This window comes from Velazquezella soli (assembly GCF_977018685.1).
In genome coordinates, this window is record NZ_CDRNXF010000005.1 from 130,944 (window position 1) to 149,881 (window position 18,938).

General features: G+C 60.6%; 16 protein-coding genes. 12 read left to right on the forward strand and 4 right to left on the reverse strand.

Annotation, left to right across the window (positions count from 1 at the left end):
• The first annotated feature begins 152 nt into the window (after positions 1-152).
• The 3 genes from AC0JZ8_RS21115 (at position 153) to AC0JZ8_RS21125 (ending at position 3,113) form a co-directional block, all read left to right on the forward strand.
• Positions 153-1,142, forward strand: coding sequence for a TRAP transporter substrate-binding protein (locus AC0JZ8_RS21115; RefSeq protein WP_062459149.1), 990 nt, complete (start codon positions 153-155; stop codon positions 1,140-1,142).
• Positions 1,143-1,300: 158 nt separating this feature from the next.
• On the forward strand, positions 1,301-1,831 hold the full coding sequence (locus AC0JZ8_RS21120; RefSeq protein WP_062459152.1) for a TRAP transporter small permease: 531 nt from the start codon (positions 1,301-1,303) through the stop codon (positions 1,829-1,831).
• A gap of 1 nt (position 1,832) precedes the next feature.
• Positions 1,833-3,113: a TRAP transporter large permease gene (locus tag AC0JZ8_RS21125; RefSeq protein WP_471893471.1), complete on the forward strand. Its 1,281-nt coding sequence runs from the start codon at positions 1,833-1,835 to the stop codon at positions 3,111-3,113.
• Positions 3,114-3,159: 46 nt separating this feature from the next.
• Here AC0JZ8_RS21125 and AC0JZ8_RS21130 read toward each other — a convergent pair whose 3' ends face one another.
• A complete protein-coding gene (locus AC0JZ8_RS21130; RefSeq protein WP_471893472.1) occupies positions 3,160-4,185 on the reverse strand; it encodes a LacI family DNA-binding transcriptional regulator in 1,026 nt (341 codons plus the stop codon).
• 183 nt (positions 4,186-4,368) lie between these two features.
• Here AC0JZ8_RS21130 and AC0JZ8_RS21135 point away from each other — a divergent pair, with 183 nt between their 5' ends.
• The 7 genes from AC0JZ8_RS21135 to AC0JZ8_RS21165 all read left to right on the forward strand — a co-directional run bounded on the left by AC0JZ8_RS21135 (position 4,369) and on the right by AC0JZ8_RS21165 (position 11,920).
• Complete coding sequence (locus tag AC0JZ8_RS21135) at positions 4,369-5,736, forward strand: LLM class flavin-dependent oxidoreductase (protein ID WP_082476357.1); 1,368 nt, start codon at positions 4,369-4,371, stop codon at positions 5,734-5,736.
• 21 nt (positions 5,737-5,757) lie between these two features.
• Positions 5,758-7,119, forward strand: coding sequence for an acyclic terpene utilization AtuA family protein (locus AC0JZ8_RS21140; protein WP_197978123.1), 1,362 nt, complete (start codon positions 5,758-5,760; stop codon positions 7,117-7,119).
• A gap of 1 nt (position 7,120) precedes the next feature.
• The gene (locus AC0JZ8_RS21145) at positions 7,121-7,438 is read left to right on the forward strand and encodes a DUF4387 domain-containing protein (protein WP_062459166.1); all 318 of its coding nucleotides are present in this window, start codon (positions 7,121-7,123) and stop codon (positions 7,436-7,438) included.
• Positions 7,439-7,519: 81 nt separating this feature from the next.
• Positions 7,520-8,863 (forward strand): MFS transporter, encoded by a 1,344-nt coding sequence (locus tag AC0JZ8_RS21150; protein ID WP_471893473.1) that lies wholly within the window; start codon positions 7,520-7,522, stop codon positions 8,861-8,863.
• A 17-nt stretch (positions 8,864-8,880) separates the two neighbouring features.
• A complete protein-coding gene (locus AC0JZ8_RS21155) occupies positions 8,881-9,849 on the forward strand; it encodes a flavin reductase (RefSeq protein WP_471893474.1) in 969 nt (322 codons plus the stop codon).
• A 25-nt stretch (positions 9,850-9,874) separates the two neighbouring features.
• Positions 9,875-10,756 (forward strand): MBL fold metallo-hydrolase, encoded by an 882-nt coding sequence (locus AC0JZ8_RS21160; RefSeq protein ID WP_471893475.1) that lies wholly within the window; start codon positions 9,875-9,877, stop codon positions 10,754-10,756.
• 39 nt (positions 10,757-10,795) lie between these two features.
• Positions 10,796-11,920, forward strand: coding sequence for a zinc-dependent alcohol dehydrogenase family protein (locus AC0JZ8_RS21165; protein WP_471893476.1), 1,125 nt, complete (start codon positions 10,796-10,798; stop codon positions 11,918-11,920).
• Positions 11,921-11,974: 54 nt separating this feature from the next.
• Here AC0JZ8_RS21165 and AC0JZ8_RS21170 read toward each other — a convergent pair whose 3' ends face one another.
• On the reverse strand, positions 11,975-12,259 hold the full coding sequence (locus AC0JZ8_RS21170; protein WP_162759480.1) for a hypothetical protein: 285 nt from the start codon (positions 12,257-12,259) through the stop codon (positions 11,975-11,977).
• A gap of 249 nt (positions 12,260-12,508) precedes the next feature.
• Here AC0JZ8_RS21170 and AC0JZ8_RS21175 point away from each other — a divergent pair, with 249 nt between their 5' ends.
• Positions 12,509-13,099 (forward strand): DUF4360 domain-containing protein, encoded by a 591-nt coding sequence (locus tag AC0JZ8_RS21175; RefSeq protein WP_062577828.1) that lies wholly within the window; start codon positions 12,509-12,511, stop codon positions 13,097-13,099.
• A gap of 57 nt (positions 13,100-13,156) precedes the next feature.
• Positions 13,157-14,548 carry a DUF4360 domain-containing protein gene (locus tag AC0JZ8_RS21180; RefSeq protein ID WP_471893477.1) on the forward strand — a complete coding sequence of 464 codons (1,392 nt, stop codon included), beginning with the start codon at positions 13,157-13,159 and terminating at the stop codon, positions 14,546-14,548.
• Positions 14,549-14,628: 80 nt separating this feature from the next.
• Here AC0JZ8_RS21180 and AC0JZ8_RS21185 read toward each other — a convergent pair whose 3' ends face one another.
• Together AC0JZ8_RS21185 and AC0JZ8_RS21190 are read right to left on the reverse strand one after the other, a co-directional pair.
• Positions 14,629-17,757, reverse strand: coding sequence for an efflux RND transporter permease subunit (locus AC0JZ8_RS21185; RefSeq protein WP_471893478.1), 3,129 nt, complete (start codon positions 17,755-17,757; stop codon positions 14,629-14,631).
• 30 nt (positions 17,758-17,787) lie between these two features.
• Complete coding sequence (locus AC0JZ8_RS21190; protein ID WP_471893479.1) at positions 17,788-18,900, reverse strand: efflux RND transporter periplasmic adaptor subunit; 1,113 nt, start codon at positions 18,898-18,900, stop codon at positions 17,788-17,790.
• Positions 18,901-18,938 lie beyond the last annotated feature (38 nt).

The following is an 18,938-nucleotide window of genomic DNA, read 5'->3' on the forward strand; positions in this document are numbered from 1 at the left end:
CGGGAAAGAAGGATATTTCGCGCGTCGGCAGAAAAAAACTTGACGGGACGGGCAAATTTGCGAAAGTTAATGCACACGTTTGCGCATCTGCAGCGGCGATAAGGAGGTCGCAGCTGAGTAACCGGATGCAAGCTTTGACCGGGAGGGATAAGATGAAGCTCAAGACACTTGCTGTCGTTCTGGCAGCTCTTGTGATGGGAACGGGACAGGGTTTCGCCGCCGAGCGGGCCCTTCGCGTCGCCACCAGCGTTCCGCACAATCACTACCTCACCAACGTCATCAAGGAGTTCGCAGACAACGTGTCGAAGCGGACCAACGGCGAAATTACCTTCGAGTTCTATGACTCGGGTTCACTCGTCAGCGACCAGCACATGGACGAGGCGGTTGCAAACGGCACGATCGATATCGGCATTGCCTCTGCATCCATCCTTGCCGGCACCGTGCCCGCTCTCAACGTGTTCGCCGTGCCATTCTTTTTCGATACGCGCGAAAAGCTCGATCGCGCCGTGCTGCCCGGAACCCCGATCAGGACCATACTCGACAAGAGGATCAACCAGACCGGGTCGCGCGCGATGTTCTGGATCCCTTATGGCTTCATCACGATGATCACCCGCGACAAGGAAGTTCATGTCCCTGCGGATATGCGCAACCTGAAGATCAGAACGTTCGGCTCCACCGTCAGCGAATTCGTCGAGGCCGTGGGAGCCGCTCCGGTCGTCACCAGCGGTAGCGAACAGTTCCTGGCGCTTCAGCGCGGTATCGTCGATGGCGGGCTGACGGGATGGCCGTCGGTCGAGGAGCGCCGCCTTTTCGAGGTTTCGCGTTACGTCATCGCAACGGACCACATGTATGAGACGCATTTCGCCCTGATGAGCGAAAAAGCTCTCGAAAAAATGCCGACCGAACTTCGTGCGATCTTCCAGGAGGAGGCCGCGAAACTCGAGACGGTGCTCATGGATCGCATCTTCGATGCCACCAAGCATACGCGCGAGGTTCTCGCGAAGAAGATGGAGATCATCGATCTCACGCCGGATGAAATCGTCCGGTGGAAAGAGGAAACGGCACCTGTCGCAAAGTCGTTCTACGACAACGGAAACGACCTTGCGAAATCTGTTTTCGACGAAGCGCAAAAGCTTCAGTAGCGGCAATTGGCTAGCCGCGCCGCCTCGCACAGAGTCGGCACAATGTAAAAGCACGACACCAAAAACAAGGGCGGGGCGCAATGCCACCGTCGCGGCGAAACGCGCATTCGCGCAGCGTCTGAGAGGGTCAGACGCGAACGTCTGGGAGGAACGGCACCATGCCCCCGCAAGAAAAGAAATGGGTCGGCACAATCGAGTCGACCATCATGAGGATCGGTGAATACAGTTCATGGATCTACCTCTTCATCGGTATCATCGTCGCCTATGAAGTGGCGTCGCGATACTTCTTCAACAGTCCGACGGACTGGGTCGAGGAGACCTCACGTCTCGGCATGGTCTGGGCAACATTCCTGCTGTTTCCAGCCTGCATGGGGCGCCGGCAGTTGATCTCGATCACGCTTTTCTCCGATGCGGTCGGCGAACGCGCCAAGGTCGTTCTCGAAGGCATAAGCTTTGCGATCATTGCGCTCGCCTGTGCCGTCGTCTCCTTCGAGGCACTTGTTGCCGCAATCGACGCGGCGACAGTCGGCCGCGCTACGGCGAGTGTCCTGCGCATCCCCTATTGGCTCTTCTACCTGCCGGTCGCGATCGGGTTCTTTCTTTTCTTCGTCCAGGCTGCGCTGGAACTGATCCTGCTTGTTGCGACGGGGCAGCGACGCAAGCTCGAACTCGCGCACGAGGAGATCTGATATGGAAAGCGTTATCGTACTAGTCGCGCTCTTCGTCTTTCTGTTTGCGGGCATACCGGTCGGTATCGCGCTTTCGGCGACGGGTATCGTTCTTCTCCTGATGAAGGACGTGCCGCTCGCCAGCGTGTCGATGGAATTCCTCGGCTCGGTCAACAATTTCATCCTGCTGGCGGTGCCGGTGTTTCTTTTGACGTCGAATATCCTGCTGAAGGCGGGGGTCGCGAAAGACCTGTTCGATGCGGTGCAGCGATGGGTCGGCGGCGTGCGCGGCGGTGTAGCGATCGCAACGATCATCTCCTGCGGCATCTTTGCCGCGATCTCGGGCTCGTCCGTGGCCGTTGCGGCCATGATCGGCACCGTGGCAATTCCCGAGATGACCAAGCGCGGCTATGATCGTCGCTTTGTCATGGGAACGCTCGCCGCTGGCGCAACGCTTGGCATTCTCATCCCGCCGTCCATTCCGCTGATCATCTATTCGGCGGTCGCGGAGCAGTCGACCGCCTCGATGTTCCTTGCCGGCGTCGGGCCCGGGCTGTTCTTGATCGTGCTGTTCCTGATCTACTGCATCGTCAAGTCGTTCATGGGCGCGGCACCGAAGGCGGAAAAAAATGAATCCGGTTCGGGTGGTCGGATGGCTGCAAGCCTTCGCGCCCTGCCGACCATGGTCATTGCGCTGACGATGATCGTCGGGATCTATGCAGGCGTCTTCACGCCGACGGAGTCGGCAGCTGTGGGCCTCGTCATGACCCTGATCTACGTATTCGGCATACGCCGCGGCGTGTCTTTTGCAGATTTTCGCGGAGCGGTGTTCGGCGCAGGTCTTACCACGGCGAACCTGCTGCTGATCATTGCCGGAGCAAACGTGTTCGGCAAGGCAATCATGCTTTACCGCATTCCCTACGAAATCTCCCAGTGGATCGCCGTCAATATCGAGACGGCTGGCATGTTCATGCTGGCGGTCACCGCGGTGTTGCTCTTGCTCGGCCTGTTCCTGGAGGGGATCGCGATGATCCTGATCGTCCTTCCGGTTCTCCTCCCGTCGCTCGGCGTGCACGGAATCGATCCGATCTGGTTCGGCATCTACTTCGTGCTGATGATCGAGATCGCGCTCATTACGCCGCCGGTGGGTATGAACCTCTTCGTGATCCAGTCGGTGGCGAAATCGAGTTTGAAGGAGGTGATGTACGGGGCTCTGCCATACGTCGTCATCATGCTGTTCGCCGTGCTTGCCATCTACTTCTTCCCCGCAATCGTGATGTATATTCCGAAAGCGGGGGGATAGGCTGCACGAATTTTGGATCGAGGAAGGGCGCTTTTAGCGCCCTTTTTCATGCCCTGCCGGTGGAGCCGCGAACAATCAGCTTGCCGCGCATGGCGATCAGTTCGTCCGGCAGGCTCGGATCGACCGTGCGCGCCCGCAGCAGTTCAAAGGCCCGCTGGATCATCAGGGGCAGGGGCTGCTGGATTGTCGTGAGGTCGTAGATCGGCCGGGCGGACGCCGCAACGCCATCGAAGCCGGCAACCAGGATGTCGCCGGGCACATCGATCGACGCCAGGCGCAGTGCGTCGAGGACGCCCATGGCCATGATGTCGCTCAACGCGAAGATCGCATCCGGGCGCTCCGCCGACGGGATCGCCGCGATCTCGCGACCGGCCTCGAAACCGCCGTCGTAATTGGAGTGGCCGTCGATTCGAAGCGAGAGTGCCAGGCCGGCCTGTTCCAGTTCGGCGACAAATCCTTCCTCGCGTTCGCGAGACGTCGAACTGGTGGAGGAGGTGTAGATCAGTCCGAAACGACGGCATCCTCGCAACATCAGAAGTTTCGCCATCTCAGCACCGCCGGCACGATTGTCGCAGGTGACGAAGCATCCATGCGAAAGTGCGACGCGGTTGACCATCACGAGAGGGACGTTGTTCTGGGCGCAGATGTCGGCGGCCTTTGAGGACAATATGGCCGACGAGATGATGCAGCCATCGACCTGGTACTGAATCAGCGCTTGCGCAGTGGTATCCTCGATAGGCCCGCCGCCGGCATGAATGATGAGGAGGCGAAAGCCGAGCTTCTCCGCTTGTCGCGTCGCTTCGTGCAACAGCTCCGTATAGAACGGGTTTTCAGCCGGTCCGAGGACAAGTCCGTACAGACCGCTCTTTCCCGAAGACAGGGTGCGCGCCAGAACGTTCGGCATGTAGCCGTGTTCTTTCGCAAGCCCGATGATCAGTTCCCGCATCTTTTGAGAAATCCGCGTGTCACCTTTGAGCGCGCGGGTCACCGTCGATGGCGCGACTCCTGCCAGTGCTGACAGGGTGACGACCGTCGCTCGGCGCGGTGTGGAAGGCGGCAGTGTTGAGTTCATACCGATTCATAACAAAACAGCTGCGCCCTGTCGCGCCACTCCGCATCCGCACCGATGCGAAAAAGAGGGGCTGCATGACAAAATATTCGCTCCCAACTTGACATCTCCTCCAGAAAGCGATTGGATCGGGGTGCGCAAACGTTTGCGCACTTATTTGCGATTGACGATGACACGGGAGGAACGATGTCTACTTCAAAACGCCAGATGAAAATGGTGGGCTTCCTGCAGGCGCAGAACTGCTCGATTGCGCCCGGCTCATGGCGGCATCCTGCCGGCGCCACCGATTTTCTGTCCGCCGAATATTTCCAGCGCATCGGACGCATCCTCGAGGACGGCAAGTTCCATCTCGCCTTTTTCGATGACCGTCTGGCTATGCCCGACATCTACGGTGACGATCACCAGGAAGCGGTCGAGAACGGTGTTCGCGTCGTCAAGATGGATCCGGTCTCGATCATCACGGCGATCGGCATGGCGACCAGCCATATCGGCCTGGGCATCACCTATTCGACCACCTATTACGAGCCCTTTCATGTGGCGCGCCTGTTCGCAACGCTCGACCTGATGACCAAGGGCCGTGCTGCGTGGAACGTCGTGACCTCGCTCAACAATTCCGAGGCGGCCAACTTCGGCCGCGTCGAGCATCTTGCCCATGACCTGCGCTACGAGCGGGCCGACGAATTCCTGGACGTGGTGACAGGGCTCTGGAACAGCTGGGAGCCCGATGCGCTGATCGTCGACAAGGAGACCGGCCAGTTTGCCGATCCGAAGAAGGTCCATCGGCTCGATCACAAGGGCAAGTATTTCAGCTCGAAGGGTCCGCTGCCGGTGCCGCCGTCGGCGCAGGGGCGCCCGGTGCTGATTCAGGCAGGCCAGAGCGGCCGCGGTCGCGAGTTCGCCGGCAAGTGGGGCGATCTGATCTTTGTCGTCTACCCGACCCTTGAGGCAGGGCAGAAACAGTATGCCGCCGTGAAGCAGGAGGTCGCTGCCGCCGGTCGTAATCCCGACGAGGTTGCAATCTGCCCGGCCTGCTACGTCTGCGTCGGCGAAAGCCAGGAAATCGCCGAGGAGAAGCGCGAGTACATTCGTGCGCTCGCCAAGCCGATCGATGCTGTCGTGCTGTTGTCGGAAGCGCTCAACTTCGATTTCGCCAGCAAGCCGATGGATAGCGAATTCACCGACGAGGAGCTGAAGAAACTGTCCTGGTCGGGCTTCAAGGAGCGCGTCATCTCCCTGAGCGGCAAACCCAATCCGACCGTGCGTGACTTCGTGCACTATTCGGGCCGCGGCACGATCGGCGAGTTTCCGATCTTCTGCGGGACGCCGACCATGGTCGCCGACCAGATGGAAGAGTGGTTCACATCAGGAGCCTGTGACGGTTTCGTGCTGGCGGCGACCCATACACCGGGCGCCTACGAGGACTTCGTCCGCTACGTGGTGCCGGAGCTCCAGCGTCGCGGCGTCTATCAGAAGGACTATGCCGGCACGACGCTGCGCGAAAACCTCGGCATCCCCATGCCGGTCCATCCCGCCCAGCGCCAGGCGGCGGAATAAGCGAGCAGTCGGAGAAGAGTGATGAAAGAATTCAGAATGCTCTCGACGAGCGGCATTCTCGGCTACGGTTATGCCGAGGAATCGCTCAAGATCGGAATGTCCTGGGAGCCCCATGTCATCGGTTGCGATGGCGGCAGTACCGATCCCGGGCCCTACTATCTCGGTGCCGGAACGTCCTTCTGTTCGCGCCTTTCGGTCAAGCGTGACCTGCGGCTGATGCTGCAGGCCAGCATCGCGGCCGGTATTCCCTGCATCATCGGCACGTCCGGTGGGGCAGGGGGCGAGCCGCATCTGCAGGATACGGCAGCACTTGTGCGGGAAATTGCGCGGGAGGAGGGGCTGTCGTTCAAGATGGCGCTGATCCATTCCGAGCAAAGCAAGGGCGACCTTGCCGGCTGGGCCGAAAAAGGCCTCACGAAACCGCTGGCAAAGATGAAGCCGCTCGACCGGCAGATGATCGACAACTCTACCCGCGTCGTCGGCATGATGGGGCCGGAGCCGTTTGCGAAGGCCCTCGACGAAGGTGCGCAGGTCATTCTTGCCGGTCGAAGCAGCGATCCGGCGCAGTGGGCGGCACCCGCCATCCGGGCCGGCATGGCGCCGGCACCGTCGTGGTATGCGGGCAAGATGCTGGAATGCGGCGCCGAGCCGACCGTGCCAAAGGAGCCGGACTGCATTTTCCTTCGCGTTCGCGACGACCATGTCGTCTGCGAGCCGCCGAACCCGATTCGGCGCTCGACGCCGTTGGCCGTCGCGAATTTCGCGCTGCATGAGAATTCGAGCCCGATCCACCACGTCGAGCCCGGTGGTCTCTTGGACACGACCGATTGCCGGTTCGAGGCGATCAGCGATCGTGCCGTCAAGATCGACGGCATGACCTGGACGCCGGCCGATCGGTACACGATCAAGCTCGAAGGCGTCGAGATGGCCGGTTACCGGTCCATCGCGATCTGCGGCACGCGCGATCCGATCCTGATCTCGCAGATCGACGACTATCTCGCCACCCACCGCGAGAAGGTTGCCGTGAAGGCCGAATCCTTCGGCGTTCCGCGCGACGATTACCGGATGATCATCCATTGCTACGGCAAGGACGGCGTCATGGGCGGCTGGGAGCCGGTCAAGCAGATCACGAGCCACGAACTTGGCTTCGTGATCGAGGTTGTCGCCAAGACGGCGGATATCGCCAATGCGGTCATCGCCATGGCGCGCACCTCGATGCTGCATGCGGATTTTCCGGGGCGTCTGTGCAAGGAAGGCAACATGGCGTTCCCGTTCAGTCCGTCGGATATCGACATGGGGCCGATGTATCGCTTCAGCATCTTCCATACGGTCGAAGTCAGCGATCCCTGCGCCCTGTTCCCCATCGAATACGAGAAGGTGTGACATGGCCCTCATCAGAGACATCGCCCAGATCTGCAAGAGCAAGAATGCCGGTCCTTTCAACGTCACGATCGACGTCCTGTTCGAGGATCACGACCTCTACCGCCGCGTGAAGGCGACGGGAACGCTCAATGCGGCCCTTTTCTCCAGGCTCTACGGCGTCAAGGAAGAAGACGTGCTGTTTACGCCCTACGATACCGCCGCTGCGTTCAAGGCGACGTTCCCGCGAGCGATCCCCGCCGGCGATATCGGCGATACCGACGTGTACGGTGCGCAGCAGCACGCCCCCCTGCTGGATGTCGATATCCCGCTCGAAAACTAACCACGACCTGCGCATGGGTCTTCCGCTGGAGGCTTGAGGGAGACCCATGCGATTGCCAATAACAGCTCGGGGAGGAGCTTCATGGCCACGCAAACATCCGACATCCGCAAGGTCGCACTGGCGAGCTTTATCGGATCGACCCTGGAATGGTACGATTTCTTCATCTTCGGTACCGCCACGGCACTCGTCTTCAACAAACTGTTCTTTCCGGAATTCGACCCGGTCACAGGTATGATCGCAGCCTTCGCGACCTTCGCCATCGGGTTCATTGCCCGGCCTCTCGGAGGCATCGTGTTCGGCCATTTCGGTGACCGGATCGGCCGCAAGGCGATGCTGATCCTCAGCCTCACCATGATGGGCGGAATCACATTTCTGATCGGTCTTATCCCGACCTATGCAGTCCTCGGCGTCGGGGCGCCGATCCTGCTTACCGTGCTTCGCTTCCTGCAGGGCTTTGCGGTTGGCGGCGAATGGGGCGGAGCGACCCTGATGGTCGTCGAACACGCGCCGAACAAGACGCGCGGCTTTTTCGGCAGCTGGCCGCAGATGGGCATTCCGGCGGCCCTTCTTCTTTCGTCCGGCGTGATGGCGCTTGTCGGCGGATTGACGACGCCCGAGCAGTTCATGGCCTGGGGATGGCGCTTGCCCTTCCTGTTCAGTGGCATCCTTCTCGTCTTCGGTATCTTCCTCCGCAGACGCCTCGCGGAATCGCCAAGCTTCCAGAAGCTGAAATCCGGTGGCGAACGCCAGCGCCTGCCGATCGTGGACGTGCTGGGCAAGCATGGAAAGAAGACAGCGCTTCTGGTCGCCTGTCAGGCCGCGGAAAACACCAGTTTCTATATCGTGGCGGTGTATTCGCTGGTCTATCTGACGACGGTCGTCGGCATCGACCGGGCGACGGCGCTCAATTCGCTGATGATCGCAGCCGTTTTCTGCTTTATCGCCCAGCCCCTGTTTGCCGAACTTTCCGACCGGATCGGCCGCAAGCGGGTGTTCATGGGGGGCATGATCTTCAACGGCCTCTTCATCGTGCCGTTCTTTCTTCTCATGGATACGGCGAGCGTATTCTGGATCACCGCTGCGATGACCCTGTCCATCATCTTCGGGCAGGCCACGACGCAATCCACCCAGCCCAGCCTTTTCGCCGAGCAGTATGGGGCGTCGGTCCGCTATAGCGGCGTGTCTGTCGCCTATCAGTTCGCAACCGTGCTCTGGAGCGGACCGACGCCGATGATCGCAGCCGCGCTCTGGGCCTGGTCAGGGAGCTGGATACCGCTTGCCTGCTACATCATCGCCGCCGCCTGCCTGTCGGTCGTCACGATCATTCCGTTGCGCGAGGCGGCCGGTGCCGATCTCGAGGACGAACAGAGCGGCTCGCTGCCCCAACCGGCATCATCCGCAAAGACCATTCATCACCATCAATAAGACAGGGAGCAATCACCATGTCCAACGACCCCCGCATTCTGCGTAACGCGCTTGGATCCTTCGCGACCGGCGTGACCGTCGTCACCACCCGATCCGCGGACGGGCAGGATATCGGACGCACAGCAAACAGCTTCAGTTCGGTGTCGCTCGATCCGCCGATGATCCTCTGGAGCCTTGCCAGGACATCCTCGAGCTTCGACGATTTCCGGCAGGCGGGCCATTTCGCAGTTCACATCCTGTCAGCCGAACAGAGCGACATCTCCGGTCTTTTCGCCAGCAAGAAGGAAGACAAGTTCGAGGGGCTGACCGTGGAGAGGGGAGACGGCGACATTCCGCTGCTCAAAGACTGCGCTGCCCGTTTCGAATGCCGGACCGCCCATCAGTATGAAGGCGGGGACCATATCATTTTCGTGGGCGAGATCACCGGGTTCGAGCATTCGAGCACACCGCCGCTGGTCTTCCATGGCGGGCAATACGGCCGGCTCATTCGCCACGCCGGCGAAAACACCTCGTTCGAGAAAACCGAAAGCAGTCTCTCGCCAGATGATTTCATCTACCAGATCTCACGGGTCTTCTACCAGATCCGCAACGACGCGGTGGTCGAACGCCGGCGGCGCGGATGGAGCGGCGCGGACTATGCCGTGCTGACGCTGCTCGGCCATGAGGATGGCAGGACACTCGACACCATCAGCGAGATCGGTCGCTCCCGCGGAGACGAGATTACCGACGAGACGATGGCAAAGCTCGAGGCCGAAGGGTTGATCGAGATCGACGGGGCAGGACCACGGCGTGCGCATCTGACGGGCGCGGGACGCAAGGCGATGATGGAGATCGTCGCCATGCTGAAGGCTGCCGAAGCCGACTGCCTTGCGCTTCTCGACGAAAACGAGGTCTGGGTGCTGAAACAGCTGCTGAACCGGCTTGCGACATCGACTGATTCCGGTTGGCCTCCGGTCCGGCAACAGGCAGCTGTCGCGAGCGCGTGAGCAGGCCCGAACTTCGGAGATTTTCATGACCCGTTTTGCCATTGGAGACATCACGGTTTCGGCCATATGGGAGCTGGAAGATACATCGTTCCGGATGAAGACGTTCTTCCCTCTCGTTACGGACGAGATCCTCGAGCGCGAGCGTTCCTGGCTTGCACCGGCGTTCTACGATGCCGATAGCGATCGGATCAGGCTCAGCATCCATGCCTGGCTGGTCGACACCGGCCGGCACAAGATCCTGATCGATACCTGCGTCGGCAACGACAAGGAACGGCACGCTCGCGCCCAGTGGTCCAACCTTTCGACCCCGTTTCTCGAGCGTCTTCGCGCAACAGGCGTTGAGCCCGAGGACATCGATTATGTCTGTTGCACCCATCTCCACGCCGATCATGTCGGCTGGAACACAAGGCTGATCGACGGACGCTGGGTTCCGACCTTCCCGAATGCCAAATACATCTTTGGCCGCACAGAGTACGATTACTGGGCCGAGAAATACGGCTCCGATCCCGGCGGCCATCATCTTGCAGCCTATAGCGACAGCGTTCTGCCCGTCGTGGAGACCGGTCAGGTCGTGCTGGTCGACGATGGGTATGAACTGGATGGCTGCCTCACGTTCAAACCGGCGCCGGGCCACACGCCTGGCCATGTCGCGATATGGCTGCATTCCAATGGCCGCGAATGCGTGTTTTCAGGCGATATCATCCATCACCCGATCCAGCTCAAATATCCGCAACTGAGTTGCATGGGCTGCGAAAATCAGGCCCAGTCCGCGCTTACGCGGGCAGCATTGCTGGGCGATATCGCCGACACCGAGACTATGCTGATGACGGGGCATTTCCTGGCGCCGCACGCCACGCAGATCGAAACCGACGGCGGAAGTTTTCGCATGCGGTGCAGACAATGCTAGTTTTCACGCGCCGCATTCCAGATTCCAGAGAGGTATGACATGAAGATCCGAGCCGCAACGCTTCGCCAGACAGGCGCGAGCATGCCTTATGCAGAGAGCAAGCCGCTTGAAATCGCCGAGCTGGATCTCGATCCGCCGGGGCAGGGAGAGGTGCTTGTGCGCATTCGTGCCGCAGGGCTCTGCCACTCGGATCTCTCGGTGATCAACGGAAGCCGGCCGCGACCGCTGCCGATGGCAATCGGTCACGAGGCCGCGGGCGAAGTGGTGGAGCTGGGTGAAGGTGTCGACGATCTTGAGGTCGGCGATCACGTCGTGCTTGCCTTCGTGCCAAGCTGCGGCCACTGCCTTCCCTGTGCGGAAGGAAGACCGGCGCTCTGCGAACCGGGTGCTGCAGCAAACGGCAAGGGCACACTACTGACAGGCAGCATTCGGCTGAAATCGCATGGCGAGCCGGTCCATCATCACATCGGTTGCTCGGCTTTTGCCGAACACGCGGTCGTGTCGCGCCGCTCGATCGTCAAGATCGACAAGGACCTGCCGTTCAACGAAGCAGCGCTCTTCGGCTGCGCGGTCCTGACCGGCGTCGGCGCGGTGGTGAATACGGCGAAGGTCCAGGCAGGCCAGACCACGGTGATCATCGGCCTCGGCGGGGTCGGGCTTGCCGCTCTGCTGGGAGCTATTTCGGCGGGTGCGGCGCAAGTCATCGCCGTCGACCTCTCGGATGACAAGCTGACCATCGCCCGAGATCTGGGCGCGACGGCGACATTCAATGCCCGCGATGCGGACGCGGTCGACAAGGTTCGGCAGCTCACCAATGGCGGCGCCGATTTCGCTTTCGAGTTTGCCGGTTCCGAAAAGGCGCTGGAGAGCGCCTACAGGATGACACGGCGCGGCGGGACGACGGTGACAGCCGGACTGCCGGCACCCACCGCGACGCTTCCCCTCAACATCGTCAGTCTCGTCGCCGAGGAGCGAACGCTGAAGGGCAGCTATATCGGCACCTGCGTCCCCGTCCGCGACATTCCGCGCTACGTTGCTCTCTACAAGTCCGGGCGCCTGCCGGTGAACAAGCTTCTCAGCGGCGAGATCCGGCTCGACGAGATCAACGAAGGTTTCGACCGCTTGCACCGAGGCGAAGTAATCCGGCTGGTTGTTCAAATGTGACGGCGGGCTTGAGCGGTAGAGACGATCACCATCGGGCGTCGCTCGGTGTGAATTCTATGTCGTCGCCGTGCCCGGTGTGGACAGCTTGAACGACATTCGAGGAAATCCATCGCATGATGCCGTCGAGGAGCGGCATCCTTTAGGACGATAAAGCCGCTGATAACCGCCATCAATCGCTTTTTGCCTCTGCGCGCGCCGGTGTTCGGCAGCCCGCGAGGATTGAGATGGTCCGGCTTCACTGGAACGGATGGATGGTGCCGTCGCAGCGCAACTCGACAGGCCAATGCCGAGGCTGACCGCCAGAGCTGAAAGACGCAAAGTTGTGCCAATCCTGAACATCTGAATCTCCTCGGTCAGTGCTTTTTGCTTCGATGGATCCGGTTTCTCGCGCAAAGTGATTGGATTGCCTTAATTAGACCTACGAAAAGTACCTTCACCGCCACTTTTAGTTAAAAATCTTTTAACTCTCCTACTGACATTTGGCATCAGGCGAATGACTCCGACATGAATGTCCCACTCAGGAGAAGTTCAGCTCACTCGCGTCATGCCGCTACCGAACGCCACGTTCGACAAAATTTGAGGAACCCCATGAAAACCGCAGGTCTCTTGCTCGCATCTCTCCTTATGGCCTCGGCCGCCCAAGCAGACGATATCTCGCTTGGCACACCAGGCTATGGCGGAAGTGGTTGCCCTTCTGACAGCGTATCGGCGACCATCAGCCCTGATGGAAAGGCTCTCAGCCTGCTGTTCGACAACTACATTGTTGAAGCCGGCGGTGATACCGGCAAATCCCTGGACCGCAAGACCTGCAACGTTGCCATACCGGTCCATGTCCCGCAGGGTCGCAGTGTTTCGGTCCTCGCGATCGATTACCGCGGGTTTAACCAGCTCCCACGCGGCGCGCGCTCGCAGTTCAATGTGGAGTACTTCTTCGCGGGCAGAAGTGGTCCGGCATTCACAAAAACGTTCAACGGCCCGGTCGAGAAGGATTATCTGATTTCAAACAAGCTCGTTGCGGAATCACTGATCTGGTCGGCGTGCGGCGAGGACGTAAACCTGCGCACCAATTCCAGCATCCGCGTCAATACCACGCGCAAGCAGGAGGCCATGGCGACAGTTGATACGCAGGACGTGAAGGCAGCGATCGTCTACCAACTTCAGTGGCGCGACTGCCGCTAAAAAGGAAAATCCGGGGCAGCACGGTCGCAGCCCCCCCGATGCCGGGAATATTTTGTCATGCGTATCCGCCGTTTCCTCCCGCTGCTTGCTGTGGTCAATTTCTCTGTTCCAGATCTGGTGCTCGCAGCAGACGGATGCGCTGAAGGGACATACTCGCGCGTCCGATCACCCGACGGCAACGCGACCAGTTATCTGTTCGACGATTTTTCGGCGACAGCGGGCGGTGCCTCCGGTATCCGCCGCGCCACGACACGCTGCTCGCTCAGCGTACCGGTGACACAGCCGGATGGTCACTCAGTTTATGCGATGGACTATCGCGGCTTTGTTTCGACGTCGGAAGCTCAGGCCGTGTCCATTCAAGCTCTCAAGGATCGGATGGAGATACTGAAATACGAGGCGTCCGGCCCAGTGGATGCCGACGTCGCGGTTGGTGGCAAGGTCGGGGTCTCGGGATCGAGCACACTCGACCTTACAGTGCTCCTCACATCCGCCGGGCCCTTGGACGATGAGGCCCAGGACGCAATCCTGTTCCTCGATACCATCGATTTCGCTCGCCTCGGCTTCACCACAACCCGCTCCGTGGTGGACTCGATGAACCAGATTGCACATCAGCGGCAGTCCATTGCACTCGATCTTTCTCAAACAGCACTAACGCTGTTAGGCCAATCCGAGCGCTTCGACAGCGGAAGCTATGTCTCTCTCTCGGGCAACAGTGACGCGGCGGCGGGCTTTAACGCTCGCTGGGAAGCTGGCAGCGGCTTCAGCCTGCTTGGGGGCGCAACACGCGTCAGCGCGAGCGCGTCGGACGCTCTCTCGGACGACCTTGCGCTCTTTGCCGGAGGTATCCGATACACGACTGCGCCGGCAACATGGCGTGCTTTCGGGGAGGCTGGCGCATGGGGATCGCCCGATGTTTCCGCGTCGCTCACCCGAAGCTACATGAACATCGATGAGATGATCCAGACCGGGGGTGCGACATCTGGATCGTTGTTTGCGTCCTACGCTCGGGTTGGTGTCATCTACGCGCCCGACGATACCAACGAACTGGCGCTGTCGACCCGTTTCGCTCGATCCTGGCTCGACCTCGATGGCTATGGGGAAGACAAGACCGACAATCTCTTCGCCGCCAGGATGGGATCCGGCTCAACGATCACTGACAGTCTCGGCGCCGAATTAGCTTGGAGCCGCAAGCTCGATGAGCGGTTCGACCTGACGCTTTTACTGGGTGTAGGACGCACGTCCGCAGACAAGAAGGGCGTAGAAGCCTCCGTCGACTGGGTCGGCGATGTCAAGGGCAGCACAGAGGACCAGAATTATGCGGCGCTTGGAGGACGCATCGGGTGGATGGTTACCGAAAAATGGCAGGTCAACACCTCTGCCGCAGCAACGTTTCGCGAAGACGCCGATCCTGTATGGAGCATCGGCGGCCAGCTGAAGGCGTCGTTCTAGGTCCCCGCAACGAAAGCGCTTACGTGGAGGTTCGGTTTCATGCGAACGACTTTACAAGGCTCTCTGCTTGCCGGCCACAGTTAGCTTGAAACTGGAACGCGACGTTTGAAGCGCTCTTCCATTCTCTGCATGACGACGAAGAGCGACGGTACGAAAACGACGGTCAGGCAGGTTGAGCCCATCATGCCGGTCAGAACCGCGAGCCCGATCGACTTTTGCGCGCTCGCTCCCGCCCCGGTCTGCAGCACGAGCGGCACGACGCCGAGGATGAAGGCGATCGACGTCATCAGGATCGGTCGAACCCGCGTGATCGCAGCCCTTATGGCCGCATCCACGGTCTCTGCGCCGTCATGCAGCCGCAGATGCCGCGCGGTTTCAACGATCAGGATCGCGTTTTTGGCCGACAGTGCCACCAGCAAAACCAGACCGATCTGCGTGTAGAGGTTGACGGCGGCATTGAGCGACAGCAGCGTCGTAGCCGTTCCGATCAGCGCGAGCGGGACGGTCGCGATGACGCTGATTGGTGCGTACCAGCTCTCATATTGGCCAGCCAGAACGAAATAGACTAGAAGCAGGCTCAGGCCGTAGACCAGATAAATCTGTCCGCTGAGTTCTCGTTCCTGGTAGGACACAGCCGTCCATTCCCGTTCGAAATTGTGAGGCAGCAGCGACTTTGCGATCCCGTCGAGTGCATCGAGCGCCTGGCCGGTCGAATAGCCTTGCGCCTGCGAGCCGATGATTTGAGCGGATGGATAGAGATTGTAGAGGCTGATCAGCGCAGGCCCGGTGGCCGGTTTTACGTCTGCGATCGAGCCCAGCGGCACCATCTGGCCGGAGGCGCCGCGCAGCCGAAGCCGCTCCAGGTCGGCGACTTCGGCGCGCCTTGAGGCGTCTGCCTGTACATAAACCTGGAAAATGCGGCCGAAGAGGTTGATCTGGCCGGAATAGGACGATCCGATGTACTGGCTGACAGCGTCATAGGCGCCGCCGACATCGATCTCGGCGCGCTGAGCCTTGCTTCGATCAATCGAGACGGCAAATTGGGGGGCGTCGGCACGGAACGGACTGAAGGCTTCGCGGAATGTCGGATCAGACCCTGCTGCACGGGCGATGCTGGCCGCCACTTCTTCCAAAGCCGCATAGTCGAAGGCGCCGTCACGGGCCTCTACCTGCATGGTGAAGCCCGCCGCGTTGCCGATACCCTGGATCGGAGGCGGCGGAAGCACGAGCGCCTGTCCGTCCGGGAGATCGGCAGTCAGCCTCCGCAGGTAGGTGTAGAGCGACAACAGGTCATCTCCCTGTTGGCGAAGGCTCCAGTCCTTGAGGATCACGTAGAGGACACCCGCGTTGGAAAGGCTGGCATTGTTGTTGAGGGCGGAGACGCCGCTGATTGCGACCGCCGTTTCAACGGCATCCAGCTTCTCGACCCGCCCCCGCAGGTTTTCGATTGCGAGGCGTGTGCGCTCGAGCGACGCGCCCTCGGGCAACTGGACCGATACCAGAAAATACCCCTGGTCCTCGATCGGCAGGAAGGCCGTCGGCACCTGCGCCAGCAGGGAGAGCGAGAGCGCGACCAACAGCAGTGCCACCAGCGAGACCGTCACACTGAAACGGGTCATGACCCTCACCAGCCCTGCATAGACCCGTTCGACGGCATCGTAACTTGCGTTGAAACCGCGGTAGACGACGTTCTTGCGCGGCTTCAGGGCATGTGGTTTCAGCCATAGGGCGCATTGGGTCGGCTTCAGGGTCACGGCGTTGACCGCGCTGATCAGGGCCGTGGCGGCAATGACCAGCGAGAACTGGCGATACATTTCGCCACTGAGGCCAGGCAGAAAGGAGGCCGGGAGGAACACGGCAAGCAGCACAAGTGTGATGCCGATGATCGGGCCCATCAACTCGTCCATGGCAAGCGCCGCAGCCTCCGTTGGCGTTTTTCCGTCATCGAGATGGCGAGCAGCGGCCTCGACCACGATGATTGCATCGTCAACCACGATGCCGATGGCAAGGATGATGGCGAACAGGGTGGAAAGATTGATGGAGAAACCGAACAATGCCAATGCGCCGAAGGCGCCGATGATGGTGACAGGCACCGTAGTGGCAGGCACCAGCATCGCGCGCCAATCCTGCAGGAAGATGAGGATGACAACCAGCACGAGGAACGCGGCTTCCACCAGGGTGTGGTAGACATCATCGATGGCGGCCTTGACGAACAGCGTCGTGTCGAACGGCACGGAGTGGCGAAGCCCTTCGGGAAAGTCGGTCGACATGACCTCCAGTTTCGCCTTGACCGCCGCTACGACGTCAAGCGCATTGGCCTCGGGCAACAGAAACAGTGCGAGGCCTGCCGCCGGCTTTCCATCGAGACTGAAATCCTGGCTGTATTGCTGAGCACCCAGCTCTACCCGTGCCACGTCGCGCAGGCGCACAAGATCACCATTGTCATTTGCGCGCAGGACGATGTCTTCGAAGGCCGCCACATCGGCGAGCTTGGAGTCGAGCTTCAGCGTGTATTGGAAATCGCGCCCCTCCGGCACCGGTGGAAGGCCAAGCTGGCCGGCGGACGATGTGCGGCTTTGCTGACGGATCGCGTTGTTCACATCTGACGGCATGAGACCGCGTGCCGCCATCAGGTCCGGATCCATCCAGATGCGCACCGCATAGTTGCCGGCGCCGAAAACCGAAACACTACCGACGCCGGGGATGCGAGCGATCTGATCGATCAGGTTGATGGTTGCATAATTGGTCATGAACAGGCTGTCATGATCCGGGTTGTCGGAGGTGAGTGCTACAATCGCCAGAATAGCCGTCGAGCGCTTGGCCGTCTGCACGCCTTGTGCCTGTACGGCATCCGGAAGGGAAGGCGTCGCACTCGCCACACGGTTCTGCACAAGGATCTGCGCCGCGTCGGGATCGGTGCCGATGGCAAAGGTCACGGTGAGTGCGTAGGTGCCGTCACTGGTGGAGGTCGATTGCATGTAGAGCATGCCCTCGACCCCATTGACCTTTTGCTCGATCGGCAATGCCACATCATGGACGATCGTCTCGGCGTTGGCACCGGGATAGCGTGCCGTCACCTGCACCGAGGGCGGTACGACATTCGGATATTGTGCGACAGGCAGGCCGACCAGCGTCACCAGACCGAGTATGACGGTCAGGAGCGCGATCACGTTCGCAAGCACCGGTCTATCGATAAAGAACCTGGCCATCCTGGGGCATTCCCTGTTTCTGTAAGCAGATCAATCGAGTGCCGTCACGACTTCGACGACTTCTCTGGCACGCAACCCAGCCCCGCCCTTGACGATCACGCGGTCGCCCTCTCTCACGCCATTGACAACCTCCCGTCGGCCGCCGGCGGCTTTTTCTCCGAGCGCGACTTTGACGGCTGCGACCTTGCCTTCGGCATCGACGATTTGAAGCGTTCGGCCCAACTGGGAATTGCCGATCGCGGCCTCCGGCACGGTCAGTGCCTTGCGCGTGACGATCGGGACTCGGACGCGGGCAAACATGCCCGGCGATAGCAAGCGGTGCGTGTTGGCAATAACGCCGCGAAGGGTCATGGTCCCACTCGCGCTATCCAGCTCTGGCGCGATGTAGTCGAGATATCCACTGTAAGGGTAGGTCGCATCACCCTGAAGACCGGCTTCAACTCGGATCGCCCCGAGGCTCCTCAGGTCTATATGGCGCTCAGCCATCGCGCGGCGAATGGCGATTACCTGCCGCTCATCGGCCGAGAAGAGTACGTGGAGCGGGTCCGGTTCGACCAGCGAGGCGAGCTTCGGAGCCGATGCGGCATTGATAAAGGCGCCGAGATCGGCCGCGCGTGCGGATAGGATACCGTCGAACGGCGCCTTCACTTCCGTGTAGCTGAGGTTGATGTCAGCACTTCGCACCTTGGTCTTGGCGGCCTCGACCTGTGCCTCGGCTGCCAGTCGCTGTGCCACCGCCGATTCATTTGCGCTTAGCGATACGACCTGCTTGGCAGAAAGTCCTTCCTGCCGGGCCGCGTTTGAGACCGCCTGTTGCAGGTTGGCCTGTTGCTGACGCAGTTCTGCTTCGGCAGCTGCGAGGCTGATGCGATAGGGTTCGGGCTCTATGAGAAAGACGACGTCACCTTTTCGCACGGTGTCGCCTTCATTGAAGTTCACTTTCTCGAGCGTACCGGAGACTCGGGCGACGAGGTCAACCTGGTTGACCGCGCGGAACGTTCCCGTCGTCTCCAGGTACAGCGTCACCTCGATGAGGGTAGGTGCCTCAACCACGACTTTCCGCTTCTCGGCCTGGGCGCAGGCCTGCCCGACCCAGCCAATCAGCAGAGCTGCGGCCACCAGGGGCAACAGTGCATGTTTCATGGAAAGATCCTTCCCTTGCGCATGTCGTGGCAGGCCTG

Excerpts from the sequence above, each read along its gene's own strand:
- AC0JZ8_RS21115 (WP_062459149.1), top strand. The coding sequence starts at position 153 with ATGAAGCTCAAGACACTTGCTGTCGTTCTGGCAGCTCTTGTGATGGGA.
- AC0JZ8_RS21120 (WP_062459152.1), top strand. The coding sequence starts at position 1,301 with ATGCCCCCGCAAGAAAAGAAATGGGTCGGCACAATCGAGTCGACCATC.
- AC0JZ8_RS21125 (WP_471893471.1), top strand. The coding sequence starts at position 1,833 with ATGGAAAGCGTTATCGTACTAGTCGCGCTCTTCGTCTTTCTGTTTGCG.
- AC0JZ8_RS21130 (WP_471893472.1), bottom strand. The coding sequence starts at position 4,185 with ATGAACTCAACACTGCCGCCTTCCACACCGCGCCGAGCGACGGTCGTC.
- AC0JZ8_RS21135 (WP_082476357.1), top strand. The coding sequence starts at position 4,369 with ATGTCTACTTCAAAACGCCAGATGAAAATGGTGGGCTTCCTGCAGGCG.
- AC0JZ8_RS21140 (WP_197978123.1), top strand. The coding sequence starts at position 5,758 with ATGAAAGAATTCAGAATGCTCTCGACGAGCGGCATTCTCGGCTACGGT.
- AC0JZ8_RS21145 (WP_062459166.1), top strand. The coding sequence starts at position 7,121 with ATGGCCCTCATCAGAGACATCGCCCAGATCTGCAAGAGCAAGAATGCC.
- AC0JZ8_RS21150 (WP_471893473.1), top strand. The coding sequence starts at position 7,520 with ATGGCCACGCAAACATCCGACATCCGCAAGGTCGCACTGGCGAGCTTT.
- AC0JZ8_RS21155 (WP_471893474.1), top strand. The coding sequence starts at position 8,881 with ATGTCCAACGACCCCCGCATTCTGCGTAACGCGCTTGGATCCTTCGCG.
- AC0JZ8_RS21160 (WP_471893475.1), top strand. The coding sequence starts at position 9,875 with ATGACCCGTTTTGCCATTGGAGACATCACGGTTTCGGCCATATGGGAG.
- AC0JZ8_RS21165 (WP_471893476.1), top strand. The coding sequence starts at position 10,796 with ATGAAGATCCGAGCCGCAACGCTTCGCCAGACAGGCGCGAGCATGCCT.
- AC0JZ8_RS21170 (WP_162759480.1), bottom strand. The coding sequence starts at position 12,259 with ATGTTCAGGATTGGCACAACTTTGCGTCTTTCAGCTCTGGCGGTCAGC.
- AC0JZ8_RS21175 (WP_062577828.1), top strand. The coding sequence starts at position 12,509 with ATGAAAACCGCAGGTCTCTTGCTCGCATCTCTCCTTATGGCCTCGGCC.
- AC0JZ8_RS21180 (WP_471893477.1), top strand. The coding sequence starts at position 13,157 with ATGCGTATCCGCCGTTTCCTCCCGCTGCTTGCTGTGGTCAATTTCTCT.
- AC0JZ8_RS21185 (WP_471893478.1), bottom strand. The coding sequence starts at position 17,757 with ATGGCCAGGTTCTTTATCGATAGACCGGTGCTTGCGAACGTGATCGCG.
- AC0JZ8_RS21190 (WP_471893479.1), bottom strand. The coding sequence starts at position 18,900 with ATGAAACATGCACTGTTGCCCCTGGTGGCCGCAGCTCTGCTGATTGGC.